The 17,149-nt window shown below is 66.9% G+C and carries 18 protein-coding genes and 2 tRNA genes; 10 read left to right on the forward strand and 10 right to left on the reverse strand.

Features of this window, described 5'->3' with window-relative positions; all coding sequences use genetic code 11:
• Window positions 1–61 precede the first annotated feature (61 nt).
• From Pla175_RS03885 to Pla175_RS03900, 4 genes are all read left to right on the forward strand, one after another.
• Complete coding sequence (locus Pla175_RS03885; protein WP_145281383.1) at window positions 62–1,576, forward strand: magnesium chelatase; 1,515 nt, start codon at window positions 62–64, stop codon at window positions 1,574–1,576.
• 51 nt (window positions 1,577–1,627) lie between these two features.
• Complete coding sequence (locus Pla175_RS03890; RefSeq protein ID WP_145281384.1) at window positions 1,628–2,071, forward strand: hypothetical protein; 444 nt, start codon at window positions 1,628–1,630, stop codon at window positions 2,069–2,071.
• Window positions 2,049–2,501: a PIN domain-containing protein gene (locus Pla175_RS03895; RefSeq protein WP_145281385.1), complete on the forward strand. Its 453-nt coding sequence runs from the start codon at window positions 2,049–2,051 to the stop codon at window positions 2,499–2,501. The genes Pla175_RS03890 and Pla175_RS03895 overlap by 23 nt, the downstream gene beginning before the upstream one ends.
• 107 nt (window positions 2,502–2,608) lie before the next feature.
• A complete protein-coding gene (locus tag Pla175_RS03900; RefSeq protein ID WP_145281386.1) occupies window positions 2,609–3,220 on the forward strand; it encodes a nitroreductase family protein in 612 nt (203 codons plus the stop codon).
• Between the two features lie 17 nt (window positions 3,221–3,237).
• Here the strand turns inward: Pla175_RS03900 and Pla175_RS03905 are convergent, their stop codons facing one another.
• The 4 genes from Pla175_RS03905 to Pla175_RS03920 form a co-directional block, all read right to left on the reverse strand.
• A complete protein-coding gene (locus Pla175_RS03905) occupies window positions 3,238–4,254 on the reverse strand; it encodes a DUF1559 domain-containing protein (RefSeq protein WP_145281387.1) in 1,017 nt (338 codons plus the stop codon).
• 10 nt (window positions 4,255–4,264) lie between these two features.
• A complete protein-coding gene (locus tag Pla175_RS03910; protein WP_145281388.1) occupies window positions 4,265–5,530 on the reverse strand; it encodes a dockerin type I domain-containing protein in 1,266 nt (421 codons plus the stop codon).
• A 133-nt stretch (window positions 5,531–5,663) separates the two neighbouring features.
• The gene (locus Pla175_RS03915; protein WP_145281389.1) at window positions 5,664–6,707 is read right to left on the reverse strand and encodes a type II secretion system F family protein; all 1,044 of its coding nucleotides are present in this window, start codon (window positions 6,705–6,707) and stop codon (window positions 5,664–5,666) included.
• A 53-nt stretch (window positions 6,708–6,760) separates the two neighbouring features.
• Window positions 6,761–7,063: a hypothetical protein gene (locus Pla175_RS03920; RefSeq protein WP_145281390.1), complete on the reverse strand. Its 303-nt coding sequence runs from the start codon at window positions 7,061–7,063 to the stop codon at window positions 6,761–6,763.
• Between the two features lie 345 nt (window positions 7,064–7,408).
• Between Pla175_RS03920 and Pla175_RS03925 the strand changes: the two genes are divergently transcribed.
• Window positions 7,409–8,041 carry an HNH endonuclease gene (locus tag Pla175_RS03925; protein ID WP_145281391.1) on the forward strand — a complete coding sequence of 211 codons (633 nt, stop codon included), beginning with the start codon at window positions 7,409–7,411 and terminating at the stop codon, window positions 8,039–8,041.
• A 195-nt stretch (window positions 8,042–8,236) separates the two neighbouring features.
• Here Pla175_RS03925 and Pla175_RS03930 read toward each other — a convergent pair whose 3' ends face one another.
• The 6 genes from Pla175_RS03930 to Pla175_RS03955 form a co-directional block, all read right to left on the reverse strand.
• A complete protein-coding gene (locus Pla175_RS03930; RefSeq protein ID WP_145281392.1) occupies window positions 8,237–8,530 on the reverse strand; it encodes a ferredoxin family protein in 294 nt (97 codons plus the stop codon).
• Window positions 8,531–8,761: 231 nt separating this feature from the next.
• Window positions 8,762–9,940 carry a tRNA guanosine(34) transglycosylase Tgt gene (tgt, locus tag Pla175_RS03935; RefSeq protein WP_145281393.1) on the reverse strand — a complete coding sequence of 393 codons (1,179 nt, stop codon included), beginning with the start codon at window positions 9,938–9,940 and terminating at the stop codon, window positions 8,762–8,764.
• Window positions 9,941–9,943: 3 nt separating this feature from the next.
• Window positions 9,944–11,272, reverse strand: coding sequence for a DNA-directed RNA polymerase subunit alpha C-terminal domain-containing protein (locus Pla175_RS03940; protein WP_145281394.1), 1,329 nt, complete (start codon window positions 11,270–11,272; stop codon window positions 9,944–9,946).
• A 93-nt stretch (window positions 11,273–11,365) separates the two neighbouring features.
• A tRNA-Thr gene (locus Pla175_RS03945) sits at window positions 11,366–11,439 on the reverse strand.
• Between the two features lie 246 nt (window positions 11,440–11,685).
• Window positions 11,686–12,168, reverse strand: coding sequence for a hypothetical protein (locus Pla175_RS03950; protein WP_145281395.1), 483 nt, complete (start codon window positions 12,166–12,168; stop codon window positions 11,686–11,688).
• Between the two features lie 238 nt (window positions 12,169–12,406).
• Window positions 12,407–12,490: transfer RNA gene (locus tag Pla175_RS03955), tRNA-Leu, on the reverse strand.
• 173 nt (window positions 12,491–12,663) lie between these two features.
• Between Pla175_RS03955 and Pla175_RS03960 the strand changes: the two genes are divergently transcribed.
• The 5 genes from Pla175_RS03960 (at window position 12,664) to Pla175_RS03980 (ending at window position 17,139) form a co-directional block, all read left to right on the forward strand.
• Window positions 12,664–12,846, forward strand: a complete 183-nt coding sequence (locus Pla175_RS03960; protein ID WP_145281396.1) for a hypothetical protein — start codon at window positions 12,664–12,666, stop codon at window positions 12,844–12,846.
• A 339-nt stretch (window positions 12,847–13,185) separates the two neighbouring features.
• Window positions 13,186–13,512: a hypothetical protein gene (locus Pla175_RS03965; RefSeq protein ID WP_145281397.1), complete on the forward strand. Its 327-nt coding sequence runs from the start codon at window positions 13,186–13,188 to the stop codon at window positions 13,510–13,512.
• Window positions 13,513–13,825: 313 nt separating this feature from the next.
• Window positions 13,826–14,260, forward strand: a complete 435-nt coding sequence (locus Pla175_RS03970; protein WP_145281398.1) for a peptidylprolyl isomerase — start codon at window positions 13,826–13,828, stop codon at window positions 14,258–14,260.
• Window positions 14,261–14,478: 218 nt separating this feature from the next.
• The gene (locus tag Pla175_RS03975; RefSeq protein ID WP_145281399.1) at window positions 14,479–15,948 is read left to right on the forward strand and encodes an aldehyde dehydrogenase family protein; all 1,470 of its coding nucleotides are present in this window, start codon (window positions 14,479–14,481) and stop codon (window positions 15,946–15,948) included.
• Window positions 15,949–16,185: 237 nt separating this feature from the next.
• Window positions 16,186–17,139, forward strand: a complete 954-nt coding sequence (locus Pla175_RS03980; RefSeq protein WP_145281400.1) for a hypothetical protein — start codon at window positions 16,186–16,188, stop codon at window positions 17,137–17,139.
• The last annotated feature ends 10 nt before the right edge of the window (window positions 17,140–17,149 follow it).

A 17,149-nucleotide genomic window follows, 5' to 3' on the forward strand; every position in this document is an offset into this window, starting at 1 on the left:
CGTCCCGTTCGCCCGCCCCACGGGCCACAGTTCGCCCAGACCCGTCAGGAAAGCCAGCCGTATGTCGTTCGCCGCCGATCAGCCGACCACCCTCGCCCAGCTCCGCGACGCCGGATGGGTCTCCAAGACCGTCAAGCAAGAGATCCACGACAACTTCCTCCGCCGGCTCGCCGCCGGAGAGGAGCTGTACCCGGGCATCCTGGGGTTCGACGACACGGTGATCCCGGAGCTGAACATCGCCCTGCTGGCGCAGCACGACATGCTGTTCCTGGGCGAGAAGGGGCAGGCCAAGAGCCGGATGATGCGCGCCCTGATGACCTTCCTCGACCCCTGGGTGCCGTACATCGACGACAAACGGATCCCTCTGCACGACGACCCCTACAAGCCGATCACCCGCCGCGGCAAGCAGATGATCGGCAGCACGCCGGCCGACGAGGTGCCCATCGCGTGGTGGGCTCGCGAGGATCGCTACGCGGAGCGGCTGGCGCCCGGGACCAAGTTTGCCGACATCATCGGCGAGATCGACCCCGCCAAGCTGGTGGGCGGCGTGAGCATGGGCGCCGAGGAGGCGTTGCACTTCGGGCTGATCCCGCGGATGCACCGCGGCATCTTCGCGATGAACGAGCTGCCCGAGCTGGACGAGCTGGTGCAGGTCGGCCTGTTCAACATCCTGGAAGAACGCGACGTGCAGATCCGCGGTTACCCGGTGAAGTTCGACATCGACGTGATGATCCTCTTCTCCGCCAACCCGGCAACCTACAACCGCTCCGGCAAGGTGATCCCGCAGCTCAAGGACCGCATCGGCTCGATCATCCACACGCACTACCCGCTCGAACGCGAGACGGGGGTGCGGATCTTGGAGCAAGAAGCAGGCGAGGGGCGAGGGGCAAGTGAGGGATTAGGGGCGACGGGCGAGGGGCGAGTGACGGACGGGGGTGGAGAGGATGGAGCGACAGGGGCTCACCCCTCGCCCCTCGCCGGTAGTCCCCCGGGCGTCGTCGTGCCCTATTTTATGAAAGAGCTGATCGAGGAGATCAGCCGCGCCGCGCGCAAGAGCAAGTTCATCGACCACGAGTCGGGGGTGAGCGCGCGGTTGTCGATCGCCAACTACCGGACGATGGTCGCCTCGGCCCGGCACCGCGCCGCGGTGCTGGGAGAGACCCCGGCGGTGCCGCGGGTCAGCGACCTGGGGCACCTGTACGCCAGCTCGCTGGGGAAGCTGGAGCTCGACCTGATGGGCTCGCACCAGATGAGCGAGCGGCAGGTGCTGGACTCGGTGATCGCCGAGGCGATCGCCACGGTGTTCGGCGAGTACGTGGACGAGTACGGGCTGCCGGAGATCGCCCAGTCGTTTAGCGAGGGGGTGAAGCTAGAGGTAGGAGACATGCTCCCCTCTTCGCACTACGCAGAGCTGGTCAAACGTGTGCCCCCCGTCTGGGACAAGGCGTTCGAGGTGAACGCCAGCCAAGACCCGGCGGTGCGGGCGAGCTGCGTTGAGTTCGTGCTTGCGGGGCTGTACGCCACCGACCGCATCAGCCGCAGCCAGCAGCACGGCCGGATCGTGTACGAGGTGTGACGGGTGAGCGTATAGTAGAGTGAAGGAAGGGCGGCAAACCTCGAGGAAACTATGCCAGTTATCACGTTTTTTCGCCAGAAACGGTACGACGATTCCATTCGAGCTGGGCTTGGTCTGGGCGAGCGATCGGTTCTTCAAAGTTTCGTGCCATCGGGAAACGAGCCGGACCCCGCCCTGTTGTGGTATGTGGATCTGCGGGTTGAGGGATCTCACCTTCCCACCGAAGTCGAAGCCGCCCGTCGTTGGCTTGTTGAGCATGAGCAGCAGCTAATGCGTGAGCTCGCCGACGCGGCAATGAAACTTCAGATAGGCCTCGATCAGGTTGAGTCGGGCCCTTGCGTGCGACGATTCGATCTTCAAGACGGGGTTTCTGGCACTCTAACCGTGTCCGGCATCCGCGCTCTAGATGAGGGAGAGTTAAGCGCAGCTGTTTCGGAGACCGGCCAAAACTTGAGGGAGATCATCGAATCTCTTGAACCCGTTCTCGTGGCGTGAGCAGAGCGTGGCGGACCGAATCCTCGACACTTCAGTTCTCATCCAGTTCTGGGCAACCAAGCGCCCGTCGCCCGGCTACTGCCCCACCCAAAAGGAAGCGGCCGAGTGGGCTGCCGACCTGATTCAGACGCACGGCACGAGGTCGCTCGTCACTCCCGTTTGCATCGAAATGCTGGCGGGTTGTACAAACTCGGATTCGTTACTCGCTACCCGCGCGTTCTTGGCCGCTTTTGAAGTCGTGGACGATGGCAGCCTGTCTAAAGAGACGGTCGTACTCGCTACAAGCATCGCGGAACGGATTCCCCATGGCGGACGAAGACAGGATGTCAGAAAGCGCGACCTCGGCGACTGCTTGATTCGCGCATTGGCGGATCGGCATAGCCGCGACGTGCTGACGTTGGACAGAGGGATGCCTCGTAGTCGCTCCTGAGCGGCCCTTCCTGTTGGTCGTCGCACTACGCCGGCGGCTCGCCTCGAGCGAGTCTGTGCCTCTAGAATCTCTCACATTGCCCCTCAGCCCCCTCGGAGCCACCTCGCATGGACACCCTCACCGCTATCCAGGAACGTCGCAGCATCAAGAAGTACGACACGTCGTTCACGATGCCCGAGGCGGACGTCGAGAAGCTGATGGACCTGGCGCTGCTTTCGCCGACCAGCTTCAACATCCAGAACTGGCGGTTTGTGCTGGTCCGCGACCCCGCGCAGAAGAAGAAGCTGCGCGCCGCGGCCTGGGACCAGGCGCAGGTAGAAGAGGCCCAGCTCACCATGGTGCTGTGCGGCGACGTGAAGGCGTGGGCCAAAGAGCCCGAGCGCTACTGGAAGAACGTGCCCGAAGGGACCCGCGACGTGCTGGTGCCGATGATCGAGCAGTTCTACTCAACCTCGGGCGAGCAGGTGCAGCACGACGAGGTGATGCGTAGCTGCGGCATTGCAGCGCAGACGCTGATGCTGGCCGCCAAGTCGATGGGCTACGACTCGAACCCGATGATCGGGTTCAACACCGAGCAGGTGGCCGAAGTAATCGGGCTGCCGCCGGGGCACGTGATCGCGATGATGCTGGTGATCGGCAAAGCGGCCAAGCCGGCCCACCCCCGGGGCGGGCAGCTCGCCAAGAGCGAGGTGGTGTTCACCGACCGGTTCCCGGGATGACGCGAGGGCTCGCCCCGCTAGTCGAGTTCGCCGCCGGCGCGGGTGCTGAGGGCCCGCCAGGGGTTGGTCCCGATGTCGTCCGTCACGAACCGCACCGAGCCGTCGGCCATCCCGACGTTCACCCCGCCGGCGTGCACGCTGCGGGCGGCGCGCCAGCCGTACGGCGTGTAGCGCGTGGCGACAGAGCCGCCGATGGCGGCGCCGACGCAGTCGAACTCGGTTGAGTTCGGGGTGCGCCAGTGGTTGTACAGCGCACAGCGGAACTCGCCGCTGGCCCAGGAAAAACCCAACGGCTCGGAAAGGTTCCACTGGGTGGTGAAGTCGCACATCCCCTGATTGAGCGTGTTGAGCACGAGCACAAACTTGTACTCCCGCTGGGGGTTGTGCGAGTCGTCGCTACGCTCGCCAAGCAGGCTCTCAGAGAACAAGGCCGTCTTGCTGAGGCCGTCGGTGATCTCTGACGGCTTGAAGTCGGAGTTTACGCCGAACAGGCCATCGACCTTGCGCGGCGTCCCGCCGCCGGCGCCGGTGCCGGTCGAGGCGACGTAGTTCGTGGGGCCAAACGCGGGGGAGACGCGTTCTTGCCGGTCGCTGGGGCAGAGGTACTGCGGGATGACGGTGCGGACGATCGCCTCGTTCTCTTCGGTCACCCCGCCGCCGAGGTCGCGGTAGAGGGGCAGATCGAGGTTCAGCGCGTCGTACTCGGCGCCGTTCTCCAGGTAGGGCGCCAGGTGCGCAAGGGCGCTCCAGCGGAAGAACGTCCACTCCTGGACGCCGAACCCCGGAGGGGGGGGCTTTGCGTCGGAGCCCGACGGCAGCCGCCCGGTCGCGGAGATGTGGTTGTTGGCCGCTAGGCCCAGTTGCCGCAGCCGGTTGCTGCAGTCTGCCCGGCGGGCCGACTCGCGCGTCGACTGCACCGCGGGTAGCAGCAGCGACGCCAGCACCCCGACGATGCCGATCACCACCAACAGCTCGACCAGCGTGAACGCACCGGGGGGGCGGCGGGTCGGCGGGTGGCGGAGCGGGGTGGGCATCTAGCAGATTCTAGCAGCCCCGCCTGGTTCGGTAACCGACGCCCGCCAGGAGCGCGGCCAGCGCCAGCACCTCAGAGGCGGGCTCGGGGACGCTTGCGGCGCTTGCATCCAGGGGCGCCGGCAGGTTGTCTCGCCACACGGTGTAGTCGGCGGCGTCGATGACGCCGTCGAAGTTGCCGTCGGCGTTGCTGCCGGGGGTCACCTGCCGGCCCAGCCCGGCGGTCCACATGGCGTAGTCGCCCGCGTCGACGAGGCCGTCGCGGTTGAAGTCGCCCGGCGTGCCGGTGAGGCCGTCGACCAGCGCGATCGACGAGGGGGCGAACAGGCTGTCCGCGAGCCGCTCGATCAGCGTGCCGTCGGGGGCGTAGCGGAGCAGCGAGCCGTAGTTCTTTGCGGCGCCCTGCACGACGCTCGAGATGCCGAGGTTGACGACCAGCACGTTCCCCTCTGCGTCGCGCCGCATGTCGGAGGGGAAGTTGGAAGAAAACGAGGCGCCGATCGGCGGGTTCATGGGATCGACGTCGCTTGGGTACTCAATCTCGGCGAAGGGCCCCTGGGGGCTCCCGTCGGCGCCGAAGCGGAAGATGTAGTTCGAGAGCAGATCGGTCACCAGGAAGCTGTCGTCTGCGTTCACCAGCAGCGAGTTCGGGCCGTAGAGGTTGGTCGCGGCGCCGGGCGTGAGCACGGAGGGAGGATCGCCGCCGCCGGTATAGATCGTGTTGAGCCCGCTGCCCAGCGTGTTGCTGGTGGAAAGCAGCGCGTCGGTGCTGCTGAACCCGATGCCCCCCACGCCGGCCAGGCCGTCAACCACACGATCGACCAGGGCGCCGGTCTGCAGGTTGTAGCGGAGGATGGAGGTCCCGAACCCGTCTGCGACATACAGCAACCCATCGGGGCCAACGCGCAGCGCGGAGGGTTCGGGCCCGCGCGGCGGGTCCTCGCTCAGCCGTGGGTCGTCGGGCTCCTGCGGCAGCGTGGCGAACACGCCGCTGCCGATCGGCGCGCCGCTCGCCAGGTCGAACTGAAGGACCTGCCCGGTGTTCAGGCTGCTGACGTAGCCGACGCCGTTGTGCGTCTCGAGCCCCGAGAGCTGACCCACGGACGGGTTCACCCCCTGCGGGTTGAACGACCAGCCGGGCACCTGGGCGCCGGTCAGCTCGTCGTATCGCACCACCTGGCCCCCGGCGAAGCCGAACGCCTGCAGCGTGAGGATGTCGCCGAACGAAGCGTGGGGAGCAATCGCACATAGTGCGGCGGTAATCAGCAGCTTCTTCACGGGGGGGGCGCCTTGGTGAATCTTGGGAGGGGCACGGGGCAGCCCTCTACGATACGCAGCCGATGTTCAAGAGAAAAGCCTCAAAAATCGCCGCCAAGTGCGGTTCGCCCCCTCTAGGGCAGCGGTCTGCGCGTCACATCTTGATCGCGTCGTTCAGGATCCCCAGGTAGAACGACGCCAGGCGGAAGATCATCACCACGATCAGCGTGGCGACTGCGCCCCACACCAAGAAGCCGCTGACCACCGTCAGCGTGTGGATGGCGCCCTCGGCTTCTTCTTGGTACTGCCGGCTGAGCCGGGCCATCGACTCGACGATCTGCCCGCTCTCCTCCGCCACGGCCAGGGAGTCGAGGAACGGGGCCGGGAAGACCCCGGCGTGGGCGAACGCGTGGTTCAGCGGCCGGCCCGCCTCGACGTCGGCGACCATCTGCGGGGCGTGCGACTTGTAGTAGTCGCTGCCCGAGGCGCGAAGCGCCAACGGCACCAGCCGCCTGAGGTCCATCTCTACGTTCAGCGTCAGGTGCAGCGCCCAGGCGATCTGCGCCAGGCAGATCTTCTCGATCGCGGGGCCGACCACCGGCACACGCATCACCCAGTGCTGCAGCGGGCGGGTCCACAGCCGGCCGGAGCGGATGGCGCTGACCACGATGCCGATGCTCACCGCGATCGCGATCAGCCACAGCGTGTAGATGATCAGCCCCGGCACGCCGATCAGCCCCCAGCCCAGCACGTCGATCGGGCGGCCATCGGCGCCGGGGGGGATCATCCCCAGGATCAAGATCAGCAGCCCGATGATGCCGACCGCCGCGGCCAACTGCAGCAGCGGCCACGCCAGCTCTGCGCGGAACATGCGGGCCATCTTCCAGCGGTGGTCGTAGTGCTGCGACAGGCGTCGCATCACCTCGCTGAGGGTGCCGGTCTTCTCGCCGACGTCGACCATGTCGAGCATCAGCCGCGGGAACACGGCGCCGGCGTCGTGCATCGCCTCCGAGAGGGTCTCGCCGCGGGCCACTCCGTCACGCACCACGGCGAAGCGCTCCGCCACACGGCCCGAGGCGCTCTGGGCCTCGCGCTCCCAGGTGCGGCGGATATCGATGCCCGACTCGGCCGAGATCGCCAGCCGGTGGCACAGCTCCGCCAACCGCTTCGATCCGAGCGTGGGGGAGCCGAAGATCATCGTTGCCCCGGACAAAGACCCTACTTACTCTGAGGCTCAGTGGTTAACCGTCGTCAGTTGTTGCTGAAGTCGAGGTTGGCGGCCACGCCGCGGCCCAGGGGGTTCTTCACGAAGCGCTTGCGGCACGCGCTGCAGAGGTCGTAGCGGGCCTGGTGGTAGACGTCGGCGCCGACGTCGGGGTCGCTGAGGTCGTCGACCCCTTCGAGGATGTCTTCGATTTCTTGCAGGTGGTCGCGTTCTTCCCCGGGGTCGGCGTCTGCGTCGAGCGACGCGTAGACCTCCAGTCTCACCACGTAGCGCACCTCGTCTTCGCAGTCGATCGCTCGGTGACACAGGTCACAGGTGAAGTGGATCATCTCAGCGTGCCCCGGGAACATCGGATGGATAACGACGCGTGCCGTCTCGTAGGCTCCATCCTAGTGAGTCGGCGCGCTGGGGGGCAAGTCGAGGTGGGGGCGGCGCCGGTCGGAACGCCGGCCCGAACAATGGGTCGTAACGTCCACGCGCGTCTGGGCAAGAGGAGGATCGCGCTTCCGGAAGGGGCCTCGCGGCGCCCCAGAGAACCTTCTGCGCTCCCCCGGGGTCCTAGGGTAAAGAATTGAGGAAGGCGCAAGATTCGCTGGCACGAGCGAACCTTCCCGGTTAGGATCAAAGTACTGTGCCAGCCCGATAGCCAGGGGCAACCCCGCAAGCGAGGGAGCATGTCGACCGCGTCACCCGCAGCGCTTAACGCCAGCGTATTGGTCCTCAACCGCCAGTACCTGGCGATCCACGTTATCGACGTCCGCCGGGCGTTCGCGCTCCTGCTCCGCGAACTGGCGGAAGTGATCCACATCGAAGAGGGCCGGTTCGGCAACTACGACTTCGCTAGCTGGCGCGAGCTCAGCACGCTGGAGAGCGCCTACAAGGGCCCGCACGACGACTGGGTGCGGAGCGTGAACTTCGAGATCCGCGCCCCCCGCGTGCTGCGGCTGCTGGAGTTCGACCGCGCCCCCAAGCAGCGCGTGCGGCTCAATCGGCGCAACCTGTTTGCCCGCGACGAGAACCTGTGCCAGTACTGCGGGAAGAAGTTCGCCACCAGCGAGCTTTCGATCGACCACGTCGTGCCTAGCTGCCGCGGCGGCGAGACCACTTGGGAGAACGTGGTGTGCGCGTGCGTGCGCTGCAACGTGCGCAAGGGGGGCCGCACCCCCACCGAGGCGAACATGAAGCTGATCAAGAAGCCGGTGCGCCCCAAGCGCAGCCCGCTGCTGTCGATCAAGCTAGCGAGCCCCAAGTACGCGAGCTGGAAGAGCTTCGTCGACGCGGCGTACTGGTCGGTCGACCTGCGGTAGGGCGCCCTCAAGAGCAGCAGTCGCTCAGCAGCGACTGATGCTCAGAAACTACTGGGCAGAAACTGTAATGACCAATGACCAAGCCTAAATGACCAAGGACACGTTGCCTGCGTCCTTTGGTCATTCAGGCTTGGTCATTGGTCATTCACCCCCGCCCACAATCGTGGATTCCCAAAGCGGCACGTTGAGGACCGCCTACTCCTCCGCGCCTTCCTTCCCGGCCAGCGGCTCCTTCTTCTCCGTGATCACCTCGCACTGAGGCGACATCTCGGCGTTCAGCGCGGTGTATTCCTTCCACTCTTCGGGGACGTTGTCCTCGTGGAAGATGGCCTCAACTGGGCACTCGGGGACGCACGCCTCGCAGTCGATGCATTCGTCGGGGTGGATGTAGAGGATCTTTTCACCCTCGTAGAAACACTCCACCGGGCAGACCACGACGCAGTCGGTGTACTTGCAACCGAAGCAGGGCTCACAAACGACGTGCGTCATCTCTGCGAAACTCCAAGAAATCAAGGGTTGTCGAAACAGCCGATCCTAGAAACGCGCCCCGCGAGTGTCAAGCGACTCTACCGATCGGGCAGAGTATGCAAGCCGCCGAGGCCCTTCAACGGGCAGGCAGCGGAACCGGGGCCGGACGGAGGGATTGGCTGGATCGACTGGACATGAACTTCCGTATCGATCGTCTGCTCTGGCCGATCCAGTCAATTTCCTCGATTCCGATCAGGTTTCTGACCGGCCCGCTGCGCGCGCCGCGGCGCCGTCGGCGAGCTGGCGGCTCCAGCCGTCGTAGAACTCCGAAAAACGCCCCGCTTCGATCGCCGTGCGCATGTCCGCCATCAGCCGCTGGTAGTAGCTGAGGTTGTGGATCGACACCAAGATCGGCCCCAGCATCTCGCCCGATTGGAACAAGTGCCGCAGGTAGCCCCGGCTGTGCCGGCAGGCGGGGCAGGGGCAGCCCGCCTCGAGCGGGCCCCGGTCCTCGGCCCAGCGGGCGTTGCGCAGCCTCACGGGGCCTTGGGCCGTGAATGCTAGCGCGTTGCGGCCGTTGCGGGTGGGCATCACGCAGTCGAACATGTCGACCCCGCGGGCGACCGCTTCCACTAAATCCTCGGGCCGGCCCACCCCCATCAGGTACCGCGGCCTGTCCGCGGGGAGGAACGGCTCGGTCGCCTCGATGGCCCGGTACATCAGCTCCGGCGCCTCGCCGACGCTCAGCCCGCCGATGGCGTAGCCCGCGAAGCCCATCGCCGCGAGCCCCTCGGCGCTCTCGCGGCGGAGGCTCTCATCGAGGCCCCCTTGGACGATCGCGAACAGCGACTGGTCGGGGCGGTCGGCCGCCTGCTGGCAGCGGTGGGCCCAGCGGAGGCTGCGACGCATCGCTTCGGCCACCACGCCCGGCTCGCCCGGGAGCGCCACCACGTGGTCGAGCACCATCGCGACGTCGCTCCCCAGCCGCTGCTGGATCTCAACCGCCCGCTCGGGGGTGAGGTCGATCAGGGCGCCGTCCAAATGAGAGCGGAAGCGGGCGCCCCGTTCGTCGATCGTCATGCGATCGCTGAGGCTGAAGACCTGGAAGCCGCCGCTGTCGGTCAGGATAGGCCCGTCCCAGCCCATGAACCTATGGAGGCCGCCGAGCCGCTCAACGGTCTCGTCTCCGGGCCGCAACGCCAGGTGGTAGGTGTTGCCCAGCACCATGTGCGCACCGGTGGCGCGGAGCTGGTCGATGGTGACCCCCTTCACGGTGCCGAGCGTGCCGACCGGCATGAAGGCCGGGGTTTGCACGTCGCCGTGCGGGGTGCGGAGCACGCCGCGGCGGGCGGCGCCGTCGGTGTGGGCGAGCTGGAAGGTGACAGCGTGCGGCGGCGCGTTGCCGTCCGTCCCTCGCCCCTCGCCCCTCACCCCTTATTCTCCACGCAGCTTGAGGCCGTTCTGGGTGAGGCGCTCGCGGACCTCGTTCAGGCTGGTGACGCCGAAGTTCTTGCACTCCAGCAGGTCGTCGCCGGAGCGGCGGACCAGCTCGCCGATGGTCGTGAGCCCCAGGCGGACCATGCACTTGCGGGCACGGACCGAGAGGTTCAGGTCGGCGATCGGGCGGTCGAGCAGCGCCCGCTCGTCGGGCGAGAGGGCGTCCGGGTCGTAGGCGGGCTCTTCTTCGCGGCGTTGGCCGGAGAACTGGCCGAGCTCCAGGTTCTTCGACTCCAGCATCTCGCGGATCTCGACCAGCGAGGTCTCGCCGAAGTTCTTGCTGGCCAGCAGCTCCTGCTCGGTGGTCTCGGTCAGGTCGCCGAGGGTCATGATGCCCATCTTCTGCAGGCAGTTGCGGCTGCGGACGCTGAGCTCGAAGTCGGTGACCGGGATGCTGAGCACCTGCGACAGGCGGTCCTGCTTCCGGCGGGCGTCTTCGTCGTAGAACATGTCGCGCGAGGCGTCTGCGTCGCGGAAGAACAGCCGGGCCCGCGTGTGGCTGGGGTAGGCGTCTAGGATCCGCTGGTAGCAGCCGCGGGCGCGGTCGTACTGTTCGTGGTCTTCGTACAGGATGCCCAGGTTCAGCAGCGTGCCGACGTGGGCCGGGAACTGGATGCTGGCCCGCTCGTACAGCTCACGGGCGTAGTCGTCGTTGCCGTGGCGGTCGTTGGCCAGGGCCAGGCCGAACAGGGCGCCGGCGTGGGTGTTGTTGGCGGCCACGGCCCGCTCCAAGAGGGCGATCACCTCGCCGTCCGGGGCGTCCATGGTCTGGATCGTGGCGGCCCGCTGGTAGAGGTACTCGGCGGTCTGCTCGACCGCGCCCGAGAGGCCGTCGAGCAGCTTGATCGACTCGTCTAGCTTGCCGGCCAGGCGGAGCGTCTCGGCCTTGGCCAGGGCGACGATGTCTTTGCCGATGCCGGCCCGTTCGGACTGGTCGAAGGCCTTCATCCCTTCGTCGTGCTGGTCGAGCGACAGGTAGGCCTTGCCCAGGTAGAAGTGGGTCAGGGCGCCGCCGTCCGCGTGGGTCAGCGTCTCGGCAGCTTCCGAGTAACGTCCCAGCAGGAACTGGCAGACCCCCAGGCGGGCGGCCGCGGCGGGGGACTTGCCGGTTTGGGCCTCGAGCTCGGCCACCGCTTCGCGGAGCTCGCGGTAGCGGGTGTAGTTGGCGGCGATCCCCGAGACGATCTGATCGATTTCCCGCGGGCCGAAGCCGCTGCTGGAGAGGACGATGTTCTTGATTTCTGCGGCGTCCTGAACGGGCGTCATAGCGTGCGGTTCCGGTAGGGCCAGGGGGGACCTGAAGGGAGGGGGTCAACCTGAACGGGCGGGGCCGCCGCAGGTGGGGGGCCCGGATTGAAGAGCCAGCGGTGGGATTTGAACCCACAACCCCCGCATTACGAATGCGGTGCTCTGCCGATTGAAGCTACGCTGGCGGCGTATTGGTCGAATCCAAGAAGATACCGCGGCCGGCCGCGGCGGGCAAGTCGGGCGCCCCCCCGCGACCGCGGACCAAGTGCACGCCCTAGCCGACGGGTTACGCCCCTTCGGAATCCCCGTCGGCGTCCCGTCGGTATCCCTCGGCGCCCCTCCAGGGATCCCGTCTACTCCGCTGCGGTCCGACGGGGCGGCGCCCGTCGGCTATTTTCCTTTTTCCCTGGGGGGGCCGCTTTTGCTGGGTTTTACGGCTTGGCGGGCTCGTCGTGCTCGACGCGTTGGTCCTCGGGGACCAGGGCCTCGAGCTTCTCGATCGCGGCGTCGATGCCGTCGCCCACTTCGTCGTAGGCCACGTCCGCGCCGTCGTGCAGCGAGCCGTCGAGCTTGCCGAAGGCCTCAAACAGGCTGTCCACGGCGCTCTTCGCAGACTCCTTCGCGTCGTCCTTGAGGTCGCCGGCCATCTTCTGGGCGGCCGTCAGCACGCCGCCGACGTGGTGCAGGGCGTCGTGGGCGACCTCGGGGGTGCCGGCCTCGAAGGCCTTCTTCACCTCGTCTCGCAGCTCTTCGAGCTGGTGGACCGCCTCGCCCAGGGTGGTGGGCGCCGGGTGGTCTGCGTGGTCTTGCTCATCGCCAACGGCGGCCTTGGGGGGCGCGGCGGGCTGCTCGCAGCCGCTGGACAGCAGGGCGAGGGACAGCAACAGGGCCAAGGGGGTGGTGCGGAGGATCATCCGTGTGCCTTGAGAAGGGTAGGGGGAGGTTTCGGGGGTGGAGGCCGTGGGCCCCACGACGCGGGGGCGACGGGGCGCCACGATTTCGGGGGCCTAACGAGCCGGGCCCACAAAGCCGGTGGCGAGGACGCCCCGGCTCACAAGCGCTTGTGAGCCGGGGCGTCCTCGCCACCGGCGCAGTGCGTACTACGCCAGCTACAAGTACCGGACCAACAACAAGTACCGGGCCAACAACCAGTACCGGAGGTGGGACTTGAACCCACACGCCCTTGCGGGCACTGGATTTTGAATCCAGCGCGTCTGCCAATTCCGCCACTCCGGCATCCTCGTTACGACCCCTAGCTTAGGAACAAACCGGTCAGGCTTCCAGGCCGCGAGCGGGCAAACGGGAAGTGAGGCCCGCCACTGGTTGATTGCCACGGCCGAGCCGACCATAGTGACGCTTTCTGCTAGCAGTGGATTGCCTACCCTTTACGTCCCACCCAGAGAGAAGTCATGTCCAAGTTGCATTTGTTTGCCGGTACGTTGATCCTTGGCGCATCGCTGGCCGCGGTCGGTTGCGAGAAGCCGGCCGCCGCGCCCCCCGCCACCCCCCCCGCGCCGGCTGAAGGCGACAAGGCCGACGCCCCCGAAGTCGACGTCGACGTCGACACCGACAAAGAGCCGGCGGCCGAATAGGCCCGCGAGGGAAACAAACATCCTGGCGGCCGCCGCGCAAAACGCGGCGGCCGCACCAGGGTACCTCTGCTCGGCGCGTCCGAACCCTTCGATTCGAGACCTTCTGTCCGAGCCCTACCAATCGTCCGGCCATGGCCGGTCTGGCTGCTCCCTTCATTGCGGCAGCGGCGCCACCCGGCTGAGCGTCCGACGCCCAGCGTGGCGGCTCACGTTGCGCCCCAAAGCGGCGCCGTCACCGTCGTTGAACCGCTGTGCCCCCTTTGGCACGTTTCATGCAGCCGCTCTTGGCTGCGTCATGGCGCCGGGCCATGCAGACGAATTTCTGAAGGAGAATCCAAGATGAGAAAGTTTTACCTACTGGGCGCGTCGTTGACCTGCTTGTCGCTGGCTTCGCTGGGCTGTGTCGAGCCCCAGGGCGCCTTGCCCGAGGCGCGGACCTCCAACAAACCGGCCTTGGCGGACGACGATCCGTTGGCCACCGAAACCCAGGACAAGCAAGACAGCGAGGCGATGACCGAGGAAGACACCCAAGAAATGAAGAACCAAGCGTCTGGCGCCGAGAGCGAGAACGCCAACGAAGCGGGGGCCATGAATTCTGGCGCCATGAGCGATGACGCCATGGACGACGCGACGGACGACGCGGCGGACGCAACCCCCGAGAACTAGCAACAACCGGCGCCCCTCCAGCCGACCGCCCGCCCGTCCCCCACACGACGGGCGGGCCCAGCGGGAGATCGGCGTCGCGCGGCGCCAAGTGGGCGAGCCGGAAGCGTCCGCGCCCGAAGGGACCACCGCCGCAGTCTCTTCGGGCGCGGACGCTTCCGGCTCGCTGCGTGAAACCGGTTCGAGCCCTTGGTCAGGGGTTGTTCCCCCCGCAACCGGGCGTCATCTTGCACGCCTTACACCGATGTTTAACTCAGGCGCCCCCGTGCTCCTCGGTCGGCCGCCCGGCTCGCAACCTACTACGAAGGAAACCCCGATGAAAGTCGCTACGTTCACCACGCCCCAGGGCGAGATCCGCGTCGAGCTGTTCGAGGACAAGACTCCCAAAACGGTCGCCAACTTCGAGAAGCTGGCCGGCGAGGGTTTCTACGACGGTCTGAAGTTCCACCGCGTGATCGAGGACTTCATGATCCAGGGGGGCTGCCCCAAGGGGACCGGCACCGGCGACCCCGGCTACAAGTTTGAGGACGAGTTCCACGCCGACCTCAAGCACGACAAGCCCGGCATCCTCAGCATGGCCAACAGCGGCCCCAACACCAACGGCAGCCAGTTCTTCATCACCCACGTCCCGTGCCCCTGGCTCGACGGCAAGCACACGGTGTTCGGCGCCGTGCTGGGCGACGGCCAAGCGGTGGTCGACGCGATCAAGCAGGGGGACAAGATGGAGAAGGTGACCGTGACCCAGGAGTGATCTTGCGCGGAGGGCGCCCAATCGCGTCGAGTAATCCGCGAGCCCCAATGACCGAGCCTGAATGACCAATAGGCGCAAGCGATCGCTTGCGCCTATTGGTCATTCAGGCTTGGTCATCGGTCATCCTGCTTCTCCGCGCATCTGCGAGAGTTTTCTTCGCTGCGCGGACGCACTAGAATATCGGGCGTCCGCCCAACACTCTTCCCCGGAGTCCTCTCATGTCGACCACCGTTACTACCGTCCGTCGGCCGCAGGTGAAGCAGACCCAGTGTTTCATCGGCGGCAAGTGGGTCGACTCGGCCAGCGGCAAGACTTTTGAGACGATCCACCCCGCCACCGAAGAAGTGATCGCCGAGGTGGCCGAGGGGGACGCCGAGGACATCGACGCCGCGGTCGACGCGGCCCGCGAGGCGTTCGATCACGGCCCGTGGACGAAGATGGACGCCCGCGACCGAGGCCGGCTGATGTACCGCTTCGCCGACCTGCTCGAGGAAGAGGCGGACGAGCTGGCGGGGCTCGAGACGCTGGACAACGGCAAGCCGATCCGCGACAGCAAGGGCGCCGACATCCCGCTGGTGATCGACACCATCCGTTACTACGCCGGCTGGGCGGACAAGCTGCAGGGCTCGACGATCCCGGTCCGCGGCGACCACTTTTGCTACACCCGCCGCGAGGCGGTGGGCGTGGTGGGGCAGATCATCCCGTGGAACTTCCCGGCGCTCATGGCGGCCTGGAAGTGGGGCCCGGCGCTGGCGACCGGCTGCACCATCGTGATGAAGCCCGCCGAGCAGACGCCGCTGTCGTGCCTGCGGATGGCCAAGCTGGCCCAGGAGGCGGGCATCCCCGACGGCGTGATCAACGTGGTGCCCGGTTACGGCCCGACCGCCGGCGCCGCGCTGGTGCGGCACCCGGGCGTCGACAAGATCGCCTTTACCGGCGAGGGAGCCACGGCCAAGATTATCCAGAAGGAAGCGGCCGAGACGGTCAAGCGGCTGACGTTCGAGCTGGGGGGCAAGAGCCCCAACGTGGTGTTCGCGGACGCGGACCTGGACGCCGCGATCGCCGGCGCCCACTTCGGCCTCTACTTCAACCAGGGGCAGTGCTGCTGCGCCGGCAGCCGCGTGTTTGTTGAGGACTCCGTGCACGACCAGTTCGTCGAGCGTCTGGCGGGGATGAACTCTGCCCGGCAGGTGGGCGACCCCTTCGACCCTGCTACCGAGCAGGGCCCGCAGGTCGACAAGGACCAGTTCGACAAGATCATGAAGTACGTCGAGTACGGCCGCGAGGACGGCGCCGAGTGCGTCACCGGCGGCAAGCGCTTCGGCGAGAGCGGCTACTTCATCGAGCCGACGCTGTTTACCGGCGTGAAGGACGAGATGCGGATCGCGACCGACGAGATCTTCGGCCCCGTGATGAGCGTGCTGAAGTTCAGCGACGCCGAAGAAGCGGCCGAGCGCGCCAACAAGACCATCTACGGCCTGGCCGCGGCGGTGTGGACACGCGACATCTCGAAGGCCCACCGCTTCGCCGCGAAGGTGCGGGCCGGCACCGTGTGGGTGAACTGCTACGACGCCTTCGACTCTGCGGCCCCCTTCGGCGGCTTCAAGCAGAGCGGCCTAGGCCGCGAGCTGGGCGCCGCGGGCCTCGACGCGTACACCGAGCTGAAGACGGTGACGGTGAAGTTGTGAGAGAGGCGTTAGGTTTTAGGCCTTAGGCGATAGGTGTTAGTGGCTGCTCGTTGGTTGCGAGACACTTGGCGCCGCACGTCGTCCACTGCTAGCAGCGCGTGCTTCCGGTCCAGAATTCCCTCTCGCCCCGCTTGGGGCCACTTGGTACCGTCCGCGCCCCGCTACGACCCTGGCGCTCACCCGTGGGCGCCCGACTAGGCCCGGAAGGATCCGCGGCCGCACGCTAAGGAGCAGAGCATGGATGCTCGCCGCCCCCGGGCTACCGCTACGGCCGCACTTGCGGCCCTGTTGCTTTTGATCGCCCCCGCCGCGTTGGCCACGTCTGGCTACCGCACGGCCAACTTTGTGGTCTCTGCCCCGTCGGCCGAACTGGCCCGTGAGATCGGCGAGACGGCCGAGATCCTGCGGAAGCAGCTCGCCGTGGAGTGGACGGGCAAGGAAATGCCCAACTGGCCCAAGCCGTGCCCGATCAAGGCCCGCGTACATCCGAACCTGGGCGCCGGGGGCCAAACGAGCTTCGTGTTCGACCGCGGTCAGGTGTTCAACTGGGACATGGAGGTGCAGGGCTCGCGCGAGCGGGTGCTCGACTCGGTGCTGCCGCACGAGATCACGCACACCGTGTTCGCGTGCCACTTCCGCCGGCCGCTGCCGCGCTGGGCGGACGAGGGCGCCTGCACCACCGTTGAAGACCGCAGCGAGATCGCCAAGCAAGAGCGGATGCTGATCGGTTTCCTCAAGGCTGGCGACGGGATCCCCTTCTCGCGGATGTTCGCGATGAAGGAATACCCCGCCAAAGTGCTGCCGCTGTACGCACAGGGCCATTCACTGACGCAGTTCTTGCTCGAACGCCGTGGCAAGGAAACCTTCATGGCCTTTGTCGCGGACGGCATGCAGGACGAGAACTGGCCCCGCGCCGTGAAGGCGCACTACGAGCACGAAAACCTGCTCGAACTGCAATTGGCCTGGAACGACTGGGTCCGCGTCGGCCGCCCGCGGCTGGAGCGCGAAGACGGCGTGGGGCTGGCGTCTGCCACGCGGCCCGCGTCCCAGCCGGTGCAGGTCGCAGCGGCGACCAACAGTGTCTATTCGGCATCGCTCACCCCCGCGGAGTCGGCCAAACCGGCCAGCGGTGCGGTGAAGAGTGGCTCGATCTACGACGCCTCGAACACCAGCGGCACGATCTGGCGCTGATCTGTCCGTG

The organism is Pirellulimonas nuda, assembly GCF_007750855.1.
Classification (GTDB): domain Bacteria; phylum Planctomycetota; class Planctomycetia; order Pirellulales; family Lacipirellulaceae; genus Pirellulimonas; species Pirellulimonas nuda.